Genomic DNA, 15667 nt, shown 5'->3' with positions numbered 1-15667 from the left:
GTCAGGATTCTTTATTTTTAATATTTTAAATTACTTTGCGTAACTCCTGTTAATAGAGAGGAATTAGAAATATTTTCAAAAAAAGGTAGGAAAACTATAAATACTCTTGTTAATAACTTGGCAAATGATGGACATAATGATGAATTTGTTCTTGATATAGGAGAAAAAGCTGGTCGTGTAGCTGCTAGTTTAAAACATTCTAAAAAGGCTCATAGTTCTTGCCTTTTAACTGGTTGTAATTTACCTTCTATTGATGAGTTTCCTGGTATGATTGGTGATAAAGTTAAACGTGGACTTGCAATTTTAAGAGAAAATCTGTAAATGCTAAAAATCATAAAATAAGATACTGGAAATAAAATTAGCAAATAAATTATAATTATTTATACAACATTTTGTAGAATAAAAGTTCTCGCCTTGTTAATACTGCATTTAGTAATGATATCTGCACTGAAGAATAATTATGGATTCATCCTCAATTTTATAAACTAATCTGTGTTCATAATTTATTCTTCTTGACCAGAACCCGTTAAGATTAAACTTAAGTGATTCAGGTTTACCTAAACCTTCAAACGGTGTTTTTTGAATATCTTTAATAAGCTCATTAATTTTTTTAAGAATTTTTAAGTCATTTTCTTTCCAGTATTCATATTGCTTTTGGGCTTTTTGAGTGAACTTAATCTTCATAATTTTCGAAAAGTTCCATTTCAACAACATCTCCCTTTTCAAATTCTTCGATAGATTCCATTAATTCTTTTGCGTTTTTTGGGCTTTTTAAGAGGTAAGCGGTTTCCTCTAATGCCTGATAATCTTCCAGTGAAAAAACAACAACAGATTCTTTGTCTTTTCTTGTTACTATAATTCCAAGATGATTATCGCAAATTTCTTTCATTTTTTTTGCTAAGTTTGCCCTAAAAGAAGTATATGAAATTGCTTCCATTGTTATTTTTCTCCTGTACTGTTTATTGTACCTGTACATATTATAGTACAGGTACTGTCTGTTTTCAAGCTACTAAAATTTATGCACTACTTTGCAGAATAAAAGTTCAAAATCCATCAATTCAACCCCGTTTTTTTTAATTACCTGCTGACTTAAACAGAAAAAATCCACATCAAAAGAACTAAAAAATATTGGATTTTGAATGAACTTCATGATACTTATTACTAAGCAGCTGCTAAAAAAGTTCTGCTTTAATCAATTCAGCCCTATTTTTTAATAAATCTAATTAATATGTATAATTAATAGTGAGGGGCGGCATTGCTACCCTTCACTTAAAACATCAAGAGGTTATAAAATGACTCAAACCCTTTCCGCAAAAGATTATATACAACTGGAAAACAAATATGGCGCTAAAACATACAGCCCTCTAGATATTATTATAGAAAGAGGCGAAGGGGTATGGGTTTACGATATTGACGGAAATAAATATCTTGACTGCCTTAGTGCTTTTTCCTGCCTAAATACAGGTCATTGCCACCCCAAAATACTTGACGCGATGATTAAACAGGCAGGTAAGTTAACTATAACTTCACGTGCTTTTAGAAATGCGGAATTATCGATGTTTCTTAAAGAATTAGCCGAGCTTACAGGAAAAGAAGCAATCCTTCCGATGAATACAGGCGCAGAAGCTGTAGAAACCGCTGTTAAACTCGCGAGAAGATGGGCATACCAAGTTAAAGGAACAGATAAATACAACGCTGAAATAATAGTTTGTGAAAATAATTTTCATGGAAGAACAACAACCATTACCAGTTTTTCCAGCGAACCTGCATATAAAGAAGGATTTGGACCGTTCACACAGGGCTTTAAAATAATCCCTTACGGGGATACAAATGCATTAAGAGAAGCAATCACCCCTAACACCTGCGCATTTCTTCTTGAGCCTGTTCAGGGCGAAGCAGGTATAATAATTCCGCCTGAAGGGTATCTTAAAGAAGCTGAAAAAATATGCAAAGAAAATAATGTTCTTCTTATGTTTGACGAAATCCAGACAGGTTTTGGAAGAACAGGCAAATTATTTGCCCACCAACATGAAAATGTAAATCCTGATGTGATTATCGTAGGCAAAGCTATTTCAGGAGGCTTTTATCCTGTATCAGCGGTACTTTCAGGGAATTCCATAATGGATGTACTTACTCCCGGCTCTCATGGAAGTACATTTGGCGGAAACCCTCTCGGCTGCGCTGTAGCAAGAGCAACTTTAAAAGTATTGAAGGAAGAAAATTTAATACAAAATTCTGCCGAACTCGGAAAATATTTCCTTGAAAAACTGAAAACTCTTAATAATCCGCACATAAAAGAAATAAGAGGAAAAGGTTTATTCATTGCTATTGAGCTTGATGAACCAGCAAGAGCTTATTGTGAAGAGTTGAAAAAAGAAGGCGTACTTTGCAAAGATACACATACTTACGTAATAAGAATTGCTCCGCCTCTAATAATCACTAAAGACCAATTAGACCTGGTTTTTGAAAAATTCCAAAAAATTCTTTCCTGAGTTTTTATATTATTTAATCGATTTCATGATTAGGCAAATATTTTGACCAATCATCTCCTAAGCTGCTAAAAAATTGGTGCGCTTCTACAACATCATCATAAGTTATAGGATCGTTGTTGACATTTACGGAGATTGGCATATCGCTATTTTCATGAGTATCTTCCGAAAAACCGATGCTGTTTTTATAACCTGCACGGTCAATTCCAAGAATAGCAAGTCCCAGATTTTTTCCGCATTTAACGCAGGCGATTCTTACAACAATACTGTTGGATTCCTGCCTGACCAGCTGAATAGCATCATTATTGAAAAATTCATTACAATTAGCGCATTTTACATGAGAAAAAAATTCATTTATATAATTAATGTATTCCATAATGAATCCTTTTGTTATGATTTGTACTTAATATTATGCCATTATTTAACATTTATTTGTATAAAAGTATTGCATCATAATTATTATTTTTAATATTAGTAATCCCAAAGATTTGCAAGTTTTTTATTTAATTCCAGAGCTGTCTTAGTTACTGCAAGACCACCTTCGCCTGTTTCTTTTATTAAAGGGGACATTAATTTTCCGACTTGAATCATTGCATCAACAACTTCATCAATCGGTACATAAGATTCTATACCGGAAAGTGCCATTTCCGAAGCGGTAACAGCATGAATACTCAAGAAAGCATTTCTTTTTATACAGGGAACTTCTACAAGTCCTGCGATAGGATCACAAGCCAGCCCCATTATGTTTTTAAGAGCAAGAGCTGCGGCATTTATCACTTGATTATTATTGCCACCCATCATATTTACTATAGCTGCAGCAGCCATAGCAGAAGCTACGCCTCCCTCAGCCTGACAACCAGCTACAGCTCCGGCAAGAGGCATTCTCTGGGCAATAATTTTTCCTATTCCGCCTGCTATAAACATCGAATCAATTTGCTTTTCAAGTTCTATATTCATTTCTTCCGAATAGGCTGCTATTATTGCAGGGACGACTCCGCATGATCCTGCTGTAGGACAGGCAACAACTCTGCCCATTCTCTGATTTTCTTCCATTGTTGCTATAGCATAGCTGATTATTTTCCCAAAAAGCTTATTGCATGGCAGTCTGCCTGATTGCTCATCATATCTTGTTAAAATTTTATGAGAATCCATTCCCGACATTCCGCTCTCAGAAAGCTGCGGAGATTTTAAACCCTGTTTTATGGCATCTTTCATATTTTCAAGATGGTTTGCCATAATTTTTCTGAGTTCAGAGATTTCTTTTTCGAGCATAAAAGACTCCAACTCTTGAAATACAAGAGATATTGATTTTTTATTTCTGGTTATATCAATTAATTCCTGAAAGTTTTCAATATTTTTCATTATTTTCCTTATTTTTCAAAATCTTGTTATTCTTTCACCTGCCTTGCAGATTCAGAATTATGGGCTGACCTGTTACTATTTTTCGATTACATTTATGCTTCTGACTATGTAAACACCTTCTATGTTTTCGATTTCTTTTATTGTTTCCTTTAAAGGCATTGAATCAAGACATATAGTCATTGCTGCTTCTTTTCCTTTTTCATTTCTTTCGCAGTGAAGCGTGGCAATATTAACATTTGCTTCTTGCAAAAACTCTGTGACTTTTGACAACATACCCGGTTTATCTTTATGGATTATAAATAAAGTCGGTAAATCTCCTCTAATATTTGCCTTAAATCCTTTTATATTATCAATTTCAACCTCCCCTGCACCGAGAGACTTGCCTGAAACGAACATATTGGTTTCGTTATAAAAAGTAAAATCCACAGAATTAGGGTGTCTGTCAGGATCATTTTTTGTTTCAAATTCAATGAGAATTGATTCTTCTTTGGCAAATTCATAGGAATTCTTTATTTTAGGATCATCCACTTTGAACCCCAAAATTCCTGCAATTAAGGCTTTGTCAGTTCCATGACCTTTTCCTGTTTTTGCAAAAGAATTATACAAAGTAAATTTAACCCATCCGGGCTTTTTACCGTAAATATTTCTGGCAAGAAGCGCCAACCTAATCGCTCCTGCGGTGTGAGAACTCGAAGGACCAATCATTGTGGGACCGATTATGTCTAAAATAGATATATATTTCATAATTTTATTTTATACTCTGCGTTTTATAAATGACGTTTTCAAGTTCTTTAAGTTCCTGCATCATACCGGCAAACTGCTCTAGCGTTAAGCTCTGCGCTCCGTCCGAGTAAGCATTATCAGGATCATGATGGACTTCTATCATCAAACCGTTTGTGCCTATAACAAGAGCGGCTTTTGAAGCGGGGGAAATCAAATATCTTCTGCCTGTTCCATGACTCGGATCAATTATTACTGGGAGATGCGAATATTTTTTGATAACCGGAACTGCTAAAAGATCAAGAGTATTTCTTGTAAAATGCGTATCCACACCCATTATACCTCTTTCACAAAGAATGACGTCAGGGTTTCCGTGGTACATTATATGCTCAGCTGCGAGTAAAAACTCTCTTACTGTTGCAGAAGAGCCTCTTTTAAGAATTACCGGCTTTGTTATCTTTCCTACAGCTTTTAAAAGCTTAAAGTTTTGCATATTTCTTGCGCCAATTTGAACAATATCGGCATAATCTGCAACTAATTCCACATCCTGACTGTCCATAACTTCTGTTGCGACAAGTAAACCTGTTTTTTCTCTGGCTTCTGCAAGGTATTTAAGACCCAATTCTTCCAGACCCTGAAAATCATAAGGACTTGTTCTGGGTTTAAAAGCTCCGCCTCTTAACACTTTTGCTCCGGCTGCTTTTACAGAATGAGCTGTTTTCAGAAGCCCTTCTTTGTTGTCTTCCACGCTGCACGGACCAGCCATAATAACAGGGGGATTATTTCCGCCTATTCTTACCCCAAACCCTAAATCGATTACAGTATCTGCCCTCTGGCTTTCTCTGCTGGCAAGTTTAAACGGCTCTTGAATAAGTTTAACTTCTCTTACTGATTCCATAGATGCTATAGTAGCAGGATCTATAAGCCTTTTATCTCCTATAGCGGCAACAACTGTCATTACTTCGCCTCTATTCAAGATTATTTTAAAATCAAGGCTTTCCATTTTCTTTACTACGCGCTGTATATCTTCTTCTGTAGCTATCGGCTCCATTACGATTATCATCTTTATATTCCTTCATAAATTTATTTATGTGCTAAATTTTAGCATAAAATCTCAAAGTTTATTAATATTATCATACGGAAAAACAAGTTAAGCATGACAATACAGGCGTAAAATCGTACAATATTTTAAGTTAAAAGAAGAAAAAACCATGCGTTATTTAAAATATATTTACGGAATTCAACTACTTATCGGCTCAATCTGGTGTTTTTATTATTCAATTTATTGGGCAGGTTTTTTGCTGTTAATTTTGGTTTTAATCCTGCTTATTCCGTTAATCTACAAACTTCTTAAAAACAAACTCGGCGGATTTAAATCGGGTTGTCTTATTTTTACAACGCTTTCTGTAGGAATAAGCTGGTTTTGTATTTCATATTTATGCTTGTTATTAGCCCCTGTAGATAATACTATTAACCCTAAAAAAGAAGATAATATTTCTTTTTATGTTATTGAACAAAGTTTGATTGAAAAAACCAGGCCCTGTTTTGATGCTTATGACAAGGCTTTTTCTAAGACAATCAAGTATAAAGAAGATCAATGCAAACTTATTTATGATGCTCAACAGGCTTGCAATTCTGCCCAGAAAGATATTGACAATATTAAAATTACAAATACAAACAATACTGAAATAATTGACCTGCTTATAGATGCAAAGTCAGATGCAACAAACAGTCTTCAGGGATGGAAAAGTTTTTTCGGCGCTTATTCTTCTCAATGTACTTCCGGCAGTACCTCTATGAATCCTACAGAGATTAAACTTCAACTAATTTCCGCAATAAAAAACATGTATCTGATGAATATGAAAATTAAAAAAGCAAAATCAATGAGTTGAGTATAAAAAAGCCTCATGGTATAAATATGCTAAGTAAAAAGCTATGAGGTAAATCAAAAATGAAAAAATACATTTCTGCTCTTGAAAAAGTAAGAAGCGAGTATAAACCGAAACTTCCTGCATCTTTAAAACAGGGAATTAACAGCCTGAGTCGTCAAAATGGTGCTCTAACTACAGCGGAAGCTGATATGGAAGACATTAAGGAGATTTTTCCCAACCTTTACGGCAATCCTGTCGTAACTTTTAAAGCAGGTCAGAGTAACTTAGAGAATAAAACAATTAATGCGGGAGTAATTTTATCGGGAGGTCAGGCACCTGGCGGTCATAATGTTATCGCAGGGCTTTTTGATGCGCTTAAAGAATCTGATTCAAGCAATAAACTTTACGGATTTTTAGGCGGTCCTTCAGGAATTATGGAAGGGAAATACATAGAATTCACTTTTGATTATATTGATGAATACAGAAATACCGGTGGTTTTGATATTATCGGCTCAGGAAGAACCAAGTTGGAAAGCGAAGAACATTTCATGAAGACATGGGAAACCTGCAAAAAACTGGGCATTTCGGCTGTTGTAGTAATAGGAGGCGATGACTCAAATACAAACGCAGCAATGCTTGGCGAATTTTTCAAAAAGCAAAATGCAGGCATTCAAGTAATCGGTGTCCCTAAAACCATTGACGGCGACCTTAAAAACGAAGCTATCGAAACATCTTTCGGTTTTGATACAGCAACAAAAGTTTATTCCGAATTAATTGGAAACATCCAACGAGATGCTAATTCCGCTAAAAAATACTGGCATTTTATTAAATTAATGGGCAGAAGCGCTTCTCATATAGCTCTTGAATGCGCTCTCAAAACCCAGCCGAACATTACTATAATTTCTGAAGAAATTGAACAAAATAAAACTTCTTTAAGCGAAATTGTTGATGATATCTGTGATATTGTTGCAAAAAGAGCAGAAAACGGCATGAACTTTGGCGTTACGCTTATCCCTGAAGGCTTAATTGAATTTGTACCCGAAATGAAATCATTAATTTCCAACCTCAATGATGCCCTTGCTCATATTGAAAAAGATGAAGTTTATACAACGCTTAACGGGTGGGATCAAAAAATAGCATTTGTAAAAGGAAGGCTGGAAGAAGAAAACAGCGAAGTTTTCTCTACTCTTCCGACAGATATACAGATTCAGCTTTTACTTGACAGAGATCCTCACGGTAACGTTCAGGTTTCAAGAATTGAGACTGAAAAACTTTTAATAGAAATGGTTGAAATAAAACTGGCTAAAATGAAAAAAGCCGGAACTTATAAAGGAAAATTCTCAACACAGGCTCATTTCTTCGGTTATGAAGGAAGATGCGCAGCCCCTTCCAATTTTGATGCTGATTATTGTTATTCACTCGGATACAACGCTTTTGCTCTTGTTAAATTTGATTTAAGCGGATATATCTCGTCAGTGAAAAATCTTACGGCTCCTGCCGAACAATGGATTGCAGGCGGTATCCCTTTAACTTCCATGATGAATATGGAAAAACGTCATGGCAAATTCAAGCCGGTAATTAAAAAAGCGCTTGTTGAATTAAACGGAATACCGTTTAAAAAACTTCAGACAAACAGGCAAGCATGGGCGATTGAAGATTGTTATTTATACCCGGGACCTGTCCAATACTTTGGACCTAGCGAGGTTGCCGATATTACAACAGAAACTATTCAGCTTGAACAATCAAAAATCAAAAGCAACGTCTAAAATATCATAAGAAAAACTTAGTTAATATCGTTGGATTATTAAAAAATAATCCAACGATATTTTTATGTCTTTTAAATCTCATTTATTTTCAGGGTGTTTATTATTTTTGCAGCTAATTTTAAGTTTCATTAATAAAGAGTTTTGTCCAAGTCTGACTTATATTGGCAACTTTCTAAATAACATAAAAAATAATAGAAAAAATATATTGCAATATAATAGTTAATAAAGTATAAATAATAACTAAGATTCTATGTAGTATAATGTCTATGTAGCTAATTTAATGTTAATAACATGTAGGTCCCAACAAGATAAAGGTTTTTTATGCGATTAAAAGGAGCAAATAGTTGGCAAAAAAGAGTTCCGATGAGATTAAGCTCTCATCTCAAGTTCATAAAGGACACTTAGCGTCTCAAATTAACACTGAATTTAAACAGCAGGACGCTGAATTTATAAATAGCATTACTTTGGCTGAAAAAGCCAGAGCTCGAGATTTGAAAAGCATTGAAACTCCTATTTTGGATGCATTAGAAAACGTAATCAAAAATCCGACTATTCCTTTGCATATTCCTGGACACGCCAGAGGTGAAGGCGTTTTCCCGAAATTTAAAGATCTTTTGGGTCAAAAAATAATAGATTTGGATACAACCGATGAATTTAACGGTTTAGGCAAATTACATCCTGCTGAAGGCCCTATTGCAAAAGCTCAAATACTTACAGCAGAAGCTTTTGGATCAGAAAGAGCATTTTTTCTTATAAACGGTTCCACTATTGGAAATATTGCACTTGCTCTTACGGTAGCTAAAGAAAATAAAAAGATTATTATAGGCAGAAACTGTCATAGATCAGTTATAAGCGGTTTAACTCTGGCAGGTGCAGATCCGGTTTGGGCAATCCCTGATAAACTCGAAAATTGGGGTATCTGGGGAGCAGTAACTGCTGAAAACATTGACTCTTTGCTTGACAAAAACCCTGACGCAGGTGTTGTATGGATTAATAATCCGACTTACGAAGGCATTGTAAGCGATGTTGAGTCTATTTCTAAAGTTTGTAAACAAAGAAACGTAATGCTTCTTGTCGATGAAGCTCACGGTTGTCTTTGGAAATTCAACGATAAATTCCCGAAACCTGCTCTTGAATGCGGAGCTGATGCTGTTGTCCATTCTTTGCATAAAACAGGCGGAAGTTTTTCCCAAAGTTCAATCCTTCATATTGGCAAAAACAGCAAAATAAATATTGAAGAAATTGAAGCAAATCTTAGCATGCTTCAATCCACAAGTCCTTCTTATATGCTTTTAGCAAGTCTTGATGCTGCAAGAGCTTTTTTGTCTTCTAAATACGGACAGGAAAAAATCGATAAAGCCGTTAAAAATGCTGAAGAAGCAAGAAAAATACTTACTTGCATACCGGGAGTAAAATGTCTTTCGTCAGAAGATGCTTACCAAGTAGATCCGACAAAAATTTACATCAAGATTGACGGATTAAGCGGAAAAAGGCTGGAAAGTCTTCTTGAAATGGACTACAACATAACTATAGAAGCTGCCACAGATGAAGGAATTCTGGCTCTTTCAAACATCGGAAACACGTCAGAAGAGCTGTATTCATTCTGTGACGCCATTAAAAAGATTGTAAAAATAAATTATTCGGATATAACTTATCTTGAGCATATAAAATATATGCCGCTTAATGTCCCTGAAATTGTCTGCACTCCAAGAAAAGCTTATATCAGCCCGAAAGAAAAGATTTTGCCGGAAGAAAGCATTGGCAGAGTTTCTGCGGAAGTTATAGCTATTTGTCCTCCCGGAATACCTGTTCTTGTCCCCGGAGAAAGAATTACCGAAGAGCATCTGCCATTTCTTGCAAAAACTCGTTCAATTCAGGTAATGAAAGAAGTTTAACATCCCACTATGCTAACATGGTTAATAAAGCTGAAAGTATTGATTTGTTGTGTTTTCGGCAATATTAGGATTTCAAAAAACACTTTTAAAATTCAATAACGCTAATTCCTGCGATAAAGCCTGTAGTCCAACACCCCTGAAGATTAAATCCTCCCGTAAGCCCGTCTATGTCCATAACTTCTCCGCAGAAATAAAGACCTTTAATAAATTTTGATTCCATAGTCTTAGGATTAATTTCTTTAAGACAAACTCCTCCAGCTGTAACTATTTCGCCCTCAGGCTCGGTAGATATTACGGTTAATTCTGTTTCTGTGAGAATTTTAAGGATTTTTTTCCTGTCTTCTTTTGTAATTTGACTGCCTTTTTTATTTTTATCAAGGTTTGATTCTTCCAAAAGCGCATCTATCAATGACTTCGGAAGATATTTTTTTAACAGGTTATCTAAACTTTTATGGGGATTTGAGTTGAGTTCCGATAAAAGCTCTTTTTCAAGATTGTCTTTGACCAAATCAGGTAAAAAGTTTATTTTTATCAATAACGGATTAATTTTTGAATAATCAAAATAGGCACAATACGCCGAAGTTTTAAAAATCAACGGACCGGAAATGCCTTTATGCGTAAAGACAAAATCACCTTTAAATTTTGTAACCTGTTTATTATTGAAAAAAGAGGAAATTTCAGCATTTTTGACAGAAACTCCTGCCAGTTTCTGCACAAAATTTTCTTTTGTTCGCAAGGCTGTAAGCGATGGTCTTAGCTCAGTTATACTGTGTCCAAGGCTTTTAGCCAAATTATAACCGCTGTTTTGGAAGTCTTTAGAACTTCCACCTGTTGCGATTATTACACTGTCATATTCTTTAGTAAAATTTTCCATCTGAACAATAAATTTATTTTCTTTTTTTATTATTTTTTTTGTCGATGTTTGGGAAAAGATATTTATTGAAAGATTTTCGGCTTTTTCTATAAACATATCTCTTACAGTAGAAGCCTTATCACTCCTCGGGAAAATTCTTTTGTCTTCCTGAACATAAGTTTCCACACCATGCCTGTTAAGCCAGTCAAGCGTGTCTTTTACTCCGAACCTACTAAAGGCTGAATATAAAAATTTTTCTCCTCTCGGATAATTTGAAGCAAGTTCTTTATAGTCATAGATTTCATTAGAAAGATTGCATCTTCCGTTTCCTGTACAGAGAATTGTTTTTAAGGGAATAATTTTTTCAAAAACATCAATATGCAGATCATTCGAAGAATTTTCAAATGCTGTTAGCGCAGCCATAAAACCGGCCGGACCACCGCCAATTATTGCAACATTCTTAGTCATAAGATTTAATAGCCTGTATTTCCAACAGATTTTTGTGCAGGTAAAGGGGTCTCATCTGATTTTTTTATTCTGACCTGAGTAATCGGAACAGGCGCAGGGGTAAAATTCTTTATAGAATTATTATTTCTTGGAACCGGTGCGGATTCTTCCTGATCTGAATTGTCAGGAGACTCATTATTCAGATTTGTCTTTTTAACCTTTGTATCTTCAAAATCCAAATTATCAACGTTTACGTTTGATTTCTCAAATTTTACTTTACTGTCTGAAGGGGCATTTTGAAGGTCCTGCGTTCCCTCTGTATTATCAGTAGTCTCTTTTACAACTTCACCTGTGGTATTGTCCTTAATTTTATCAACAAGTATCTCAGGATACATGAAATCTATAACAGGTTTATCTTTTGTCGCTGCTTTCATATAATTACGCCAAATAATCGCAGGAACTGTACCACCTGTAAGATTGCGGTTTGTTGTGTTGTTATCGTTACCAACCCATACCCCCGTAACTATATCAGGAGTAAATCCCATAAACCATGCATCCCTGTAGCTATCAGTAGTTCCTGTTTTTCCTGCTGACGGCCTGCCTATTGCAGAAGCCTTCCCTGTTCCTTGTTTAACAACTTGTTTAAGCATTTCAACCATATAAGCAACTGTTTTTACATCAATAATTCTTCTGTAATTATTATTTGACTGGTATATGATGTTTCCTGTGTTTGTTTCAACCCTTTCAACAGCATAAGGGTCAACCTTTACACCGCCATTGGCAAATACCCCATAAGCGGTAGCCATATCTATAAGTTTAACAGCACTTGAACCTAGTGCAATAGTTGGATCATGAGCTATTGGAGTCGTTATACCAAGTCTGTTTGCCATTCTTATAACATCTTCTACACCAACATCCTGAATTAATCTGACGGCAACCGCATTTGAAGAATAAGCAAGCGCTTTGTACAAAGGTATTTCTCCTCTGTATTTTTTGCCGTAGTTTTGAGGAGACCAATTCCCTATGGTTATAGGTTTATCAGGGTACTTCACAAATGGAGTTAATCCTTTTTCCATTGCTGTTGCATAAACAAACGGTTTAAAAGATGATCCGGGTTGTCTTATTGCTTGAGAAACCCTGTCAAATTGACTCTCTGAATAATCCTTTCCGCCTACATACGCTAAAATTTGTCCTGAGCTTGTATCATAAGAAATTAAAGCTGCCTGATTGTAAGGTTTGTTTAATCCCCATTCTTTCATGCCGTTAACCAGACTTTTTTCAGCTTCTTTTTGCATGTCATAGTTTAAGGTTGTATAAATTTTATAACCGCCCTGAATTACTTCATCTTCTGTTAACCCTGCTTTTTCTTTTAATTCTCTCATTACAAAATCATTAAAATAAGGCGCTTTTTTGAGAGCTGTCCGACGAACTTCTTCACTAAGAATTATTTGTACGTTATTAGCTTCTCCTGCTTGTTCTGCCGTTATAAAACCTTCTTCTGTCATTCTTTTTAACACTTTTGCTCTTCTTTTCAAAGCAAGTCTCATGCTCTGATAAGGAGAGTATACTGACGGTGCCTGAGGAAGCCCTGCGATTAAAGCACATTCTGCGAGATTAAGATCTTCAACTTTTTTATTAAAATAAACTTCTGCTGCTGCCTCAACGCCATAAGCACCTTCACCGAGATAAACATTGTTTAAATACATTTCAAGTATCTGGTTTTTCGGAATACTTTTTTCTAACCTGTAAGCAATAATTAATTCTTTAAATTTTCTGTCAAAAGTTTTTTCCTGATTAAGAAAAAGTATTCTTGCAAGCTGCTGAGTTATTGTACTTGCGCCTGAAACCACATGCCCTGCCACAATATTTGACACTGTTGATCTTACAAGCGCTAAAGGATCAAAACCTTTGTGGTAATAAAAGTTTTTGTCCTCAACAGCCACTATTGCTTTTTTTAAATTATCAGGCATTTGATTTATTGAAACTTTTTCGGATTTGAAAGAGCCAAAAGTTTTAAGTACAACATTATCAGCGGAAACTACCTGAGAAGTTAAAGTTGGTTCATATTCCGAAAGTTGGGCAATAGAGGGCAAACTGTTAAAATAAAGCATGAGTGCCATACCTGCAGCCAGCACCGAAGCAAAAAATATTACGAAAAAATATTTAAAACCTTCTGACTGCTTTTGTTTTTTATATTTTTTTCTTTTATATGAAAAATATGGATCTGACATTATAAATACTTTCTTTTTTTATTAAAACTCAGATGTATAAAAAATACTTATTCTTTAATATCACCTTATTTTAATTATATTACCTAAAAAGAAAAAGAAGCAAAAATTTAACATAAAAGTACGACTACTTTATATAGAAATCATTAATACAAAATACTCCATTATAATGATTCAATTTACCCTACAATCAACTATAGTAATTCTATATTTTTATTAAAGAAAAACTGTATCTAGGGGCAATAAACAGCATATTAGTGGGGAGAGAGAACTTTGGCAGTACAAAGAAATAAAAAGTCCGCTGTGGATTTAACGGTTATTAGCGGAAATACGGTAAAAAAAACAAAGTCCTACAACGACATTGATTTGAACAATTGGAGGGCTTATGACCATGTGGACACAGGTACGCTGTGGATGTTCCCTTCAAGAGCAAAGGGAAACGGTCATAAATTCAACTACCATGGAAATTATATTCCTCAAATTGCCGAACAGCTTTACAGCAGATATACAAAGCCTGATGACGTAGTTTTAGACTTATTTTTGGGTTCAGGCACTTCCGCAATAGAAGCTATAAACATGGGAAGAAAATGTATCGGCGTAGAACTAAAACCTGAGCTTGCCACACAGGTTGAAGAAGTCATTAAAAGTCTTGGCGGTAAAAACCTCGTAGATGTTATAAGTGCTGATAGTACTTCTTTAGAAGCCAGACAAGGAATTGATAAATCTCTTCAATCTTTCGGAAAGGAAAAAGCGCAATTTTTAGTGCTTCATCCTCCGTACGCAGATATTATCAAGTTTAGCGATAAAACAGAAGACCTTTCAAATTGTGAAACCACGGAAGAATTTCTGGAAATGTTCAAAGGTGTTGCAAAAAATGGTTTTGATTGCCTTGAAAGCGGAAGATACGCAGCTTTAATCATAGGTGATAAGTACTCAAAAGGTGAATTAATTCCGTTAGGTTTCCTTTGTATGCAAAAAATGAACGAACTCGGCTTTAAAACAAAGTCAGTTATAGTCAAAAATATAGAAGGAAACGAAATAGGAAAAGGACGCACAGGTAATCTATGGCGTTATAGAGCACTTGCAGGCGGTTTTAACATCTTTAAACATGAATATATTATGATTTTTCAGAAAAAATAAAGTATTTTTTTACATAAAAAAGAGAACCGGAAAATTTTCCGGTTCTCTTTTTTTTATGAATTAATATTATTTATTTAGAATTGGCGTAATCTGTAAAGCCTTGAGCAAAGCCTTTAAGCCCGTCAGCACATACTTTGAAAAACTCACCGAAGTTGCCTAACGCTGCTCCTGTGCCACCAGCTCCTGCTTTAACAGCTTTTGTTGTCCCTTCCACTGCTGCATCTTTAACAGCTACAACTTCTCTTGCTGCTGAATTATAAGTATCGCTGGCATCTTTTGCTAATTGCTCTCTTTGTTTTTCTCCTCTTTCGACTGCTTCTTTTCTAAGCTGACTCTCTTTATTTGTTAAAGATTTTAGCATTCCTGCAGGTGTTTGAGCTTCTAATTCTTTAATTTGCTGTCTCATTGCTTTAAGTTCAGCTGCAACGTCTGATGAACCTTTCTGATCTGAACCTTTCTGATCTGAAACTTTTGAGGCTGTGAAACTATTTCCTTTTCTTTGTTTATACAATTCAACCAGCCCTTTTGATCCCCATAACGGAATATCGGCATTAACTCCAAATTCTTTTGAAAGCTCTTGTTTGTGAGACAAAACGTAATGTCCTAAGGTTGGGCAGTTTTTTACATCGTTAACCATAATCCTTTTTCTCCTCTTTCTTTCTCTTTCTACTTACCTAAAACGAATAATCTTTCCGTATTAATATAAAAACAATTACATTAAAATAATTGCCAAAAAAATTGTAAACTTTTGTTAATTATAATTACTAAATCGCCAAAATCGTCATTGCAAGCATAACGAAGCAATCTAAAAAAATAAAATGTATTGCCTCATCGAGTCTAAAGCCTCTCCTCTCAATGACGCATAAATTTCATAACAATATAGCAATTTTATTTAT

General features: G+C 35.0%; 15 protein-coding genes. 6 read left to right on the top strand and 9 right to left on the bottom strand.

The window, feature by feature from the left end:
- Positions 1-117: 117 nt before the first annotated feature.
- Entirely contained in the window at positions 118-321 is a 204-nt protein-coding gene (locus WCG23_03500; GenBank protein ID MEI8388933.1) for a hypothetical protein, read from the top strand.
- Positions 322-429: 108 nt separating this feature from the next.
- Here WCG23_03500 and WCG23_03495 read toward each other — a convergent pair whose 3' ends face one another.
- Both WCG23_03495 and WCG23_03490 read right to left on the bottom strand, forming a co-directional pair.
- Positions 430-684 (bottom strand): Txe/YoeB family addiction module toxin, encoded by a 255-nt coding sequence (locus tag WCG23_03495; GenBank protein MEI8388932.1) that lies wholly within the window; start codon positions 682-684, stop codon positions 430-432.
- Complete coding sequence (locus tag WCG23_03490; protein ID MEI8388931.1) at positions 674-937, bottom strand: type II toxin-antitoxin system prevent-host-death family antitoxin; 264 nt, start codon at positions 935-937, stop codon at positions 674-676. Before WCG23_03490 ends, WCG23_03495 begins: the two co-directional genes overlap by 11 nt.
- Before the next feature lie 355 nt (positions 938-1292).
- On the opposite strand from WCG23_03490, the gene rocD reads away from it, so the two are divergent.
- Positions 1293-2492 carry an ornithine--oxo-acid transaminase gene (gene rocD, locus WCG23_03485; protein MEI8388930.1) on the top strand — a complete coding sequence of 400 codons (1200 nt, stop codon included), beginning with the start codon at positions 1293-1295 and terminating at the stop codon, positions 2490-2492.
- Between the two features lie 13 nt (positions 2493-2505).
- Here the strand turns inward: rocD and WCG23_03480 are convergent, their stop codons facing one another.
- The 4 genes from WCG23_03480 to aroF all read right to left on the bottom strand — a co-directional run bounded on the left by WCG23_03480 (position 2506) and on the right by aroF (position 5634).
- A complete protein-coding gene (locus WCG23_03480; GenBank protein ID MEI8388929.1) occupies positions 2506-2865 on the bottom strand; it encodes a hypothetical protein in 360 nt (119 codons plus the stop codon).
- A 95-nt stretch (positions 2866-2960) separates the two neighbouring features.
- The gene (gene sdaAA, locus WCG23_03475) at positions 2961-3851 is read right to left on the bottom strand and encodes an L-serine ammonia-lyase, iron-sulfur-dependent, subunit alpha (protein MEI8388928.1); all 891 of its coding nucleotides are present in this window, start codon (positions 3849-3851) and stop codon (positions 2961-2963) included.
- Positions 3852-3926: 75 nt separating this feature from the next.
- Entirely contained in the window at positions 3927-4595 is a 669-nt protein-coding gene (gene sdaAB, locus WCG23_03470) for an L-serine ammonia-lyase, iron-sulfur-dependent subunit beta (GenBank protein ID MEI8388927.1), read from the bottom strand.
- 4 nt (positions 4596-4599) lie between these two features.
- Positions 4600-5634 carry a 3-deoxy-7-phosphoheptulonate synthase gene (aroF, locus tag WCG23_03465; GenBank protein ID MEI8388926.1) on the bottom strand — a complete coding sequence of 345 codons (1035 nt, stop codon included), beginning with the start codon at positions 5632-5634 and terminating at the stop codon, positions 4600-4602.
- A 148-nt stretch (positions 5635-5782) separates the two neighbouring features.
- On the opposite strand from aroF, the gene WCG23_03460 reads away from it, so the two are divergent.
- From WCG23_03460 to WCG23_03450, 3 genes are all read left to right on the top strand, one after another.
- A complete protein-coding gene (locus WCG23_03460) occupies positions 5783-6463 on the top strand; it encodes a hypothetical protein (GenBank protein ID MEI8388925.1) in 681 nt (226 codons plus the stop codon).
- A 59-nt stretch (positions 6464-6522) separates the two neighbouring features.
- On the top strand, positions 6523-8208 hold the full coding sequence (locus tag WCG23_03455) for a diphosphate--fructose-6-phosphate 1-phosphotransferase (GenBank protein ID MEI8388924.1): 1686 nt from the start codon (positions 6523-6525) through the stop codon (positions 8206-8208).
- Between the two features lie 344 nt (positions 8209-8552).
- Entirely contained in the window at positions 8553-10103 is a 1551-nt protein-coding gene (locus tag WCG23_03450) for an aminotransferase class I/II-fold pyridoxal phosphate-dependent enzyme (protein ID MEI8388923.1), read from the top strand.
- Positions 10104-10188: 85 nt separating this feature from the next.
- On the opposite strand, the gene WCG23_03445 is transcribed toward WCG23_03450, so the two are convergent.
- Complete coding sequence (locus WCG23_03445) at positions 10189-11424, bottom strand: NAD(P)/FAD-dependent oxidoreductase (GenBank protein ID MEI8388922.1); 1236 nt, start codon at positions 11422-11424, stop codon at positions 10189-10191.
- Between the two features lie 5 nt (positions 11425-11429).
- Positions 11430-13634, bottom strand: coding sequence for a penicillin-binding protein 1A (locus WCG23_03440; GenBank protein ID MEI8388921.1), 2205 nt, complete (start codon positions 13632-13634; stop codon positions 11430-11432).
- A 270-nt stretch (positions 13635-13904) separates the two neighbouring features.
- On the opposite strand from WCG23_03440, the gene WCG23_03435 reads away from it, so the two are divergent.
- A complete protein-coding gene (locus WCG23_03435; GenBank protein MEI8388920.1) occupies positions 13905-14771 on the top strand; it encodes a DNA methyltransferase in 867 nt (288 codons plus the stop codon).
- A 70-nt stretch (positions 14772-14841) separates the two neighbouring features.
- On the opposite strand, the gene WCG23_03430 is transcribed toward WCG23_03435, so the two are convergent.
- Positions 14842-15408, bottom strand: a complete 567-nt coding sequence (locus WCG23_03430; GenBank protein MEI8388919.1) for a hypothetical protein — start codon at positions 15406-15408, stop codon at positions 14842-14844.
- Positions 15409-15667: the final 259 nt, after the last annotated feature.

This window comes from bacterium (genome assembly GCA_037147175.1).
In the GTDB taxonomy this organism is placed as follows: Bacteria; Cyanobacteriota; Vampirovibrionia; order Gastranaerophilales; family UBA9971; genus UBA9971.
Note: the sequence above shows the minus strand (reverse complement) of the source record. Positions and strands in the feature narration are given on the sequence as shown.

Excerpts from the sequence above, each read along its gene's own strand:
- WCG23_03495 (MEI8388932.1), bottom strand. The coding sequence starts at position 684 with ATGAAGATTAAGTTCACTCAAAAAGCCCAAAAGCAATATGAATACTGG.
- WCG23_03490 (MEI8388931.1), bottom strand. The coding sequence starts at position 937 with ATGGAAGCAATTTCATATACTTCTTTTAGGGCAAACTTAGCAAAAAAA.
- rocD (MEI8388930.1), top strand. The coding sequence starts at position 1,293 with ATGACTCAAACCCTTTCCGCAAAAGATTATATACAACTGGAAAACAAA.
- WCG23_03480 (MEI8388929.1), bottom strand. The coding sequence starts at position 2,865 with ATGGAATACATTAATTATATAAATGAATTTTTTTCTCATGTAAAATGC.
- sdaAA (MEI8388928.1), bottom strand. The coding sequence starts at position 3,851 with ATGAAAAATATTGAAAACTTTCAGGAATTAATTGATATAACCAGAAAT.
- sdaAB (MEI8388927.1), bottom strand. The coding sequence starts at position 4,595 with ATGAAATATATATCTATTTTAGACATAATCGGTCCCACAATGATTGGT.
- aroF (MEI8388926.1), bottom strand. The coding sequence starts at position 5,634 with ATGATAATCGTAATGGAGCCGATAGCTACAGAAGAAGATATACAGCGC.
- WCG23_03460 (MEI8388925.1), top strand. The coding sequence starts at position 5,783 with ATGCGTTATTTAAAATATATTTACGGAATTCAACTACTTATCGGCTCA.
- WCG23_03455 (MEI8388924.1), top strand. The coding sequence starts at position 6,523 with ATGAAAAAATACATTTCTGCTCTTGAAAAAGTAAGAAGCGAGTATAAA.
- WCG23_03445 (MEI8388922.1), bottom strand. The coding sequence starts at position 11,424 with ATGACTAAGAATGTTGCAATAATTGGCGGTGGTCCGGCCGGTTTTATG.
- WCG23_03440 (MEI8388921.1), bottom strand. The coding sequence starts at position 13,634 with ATGTCAGATCCATATTTTTCATATAAAAGAAAAAAATATAAAAAACAA.
- WCG23_03430 (MEI8388919.1), bottom strand. The coding sequence starts at position 15,408 with ATGGTTAACGATGTAAAAAACTGCCCAACCTTAGGACATTACGTTTTG.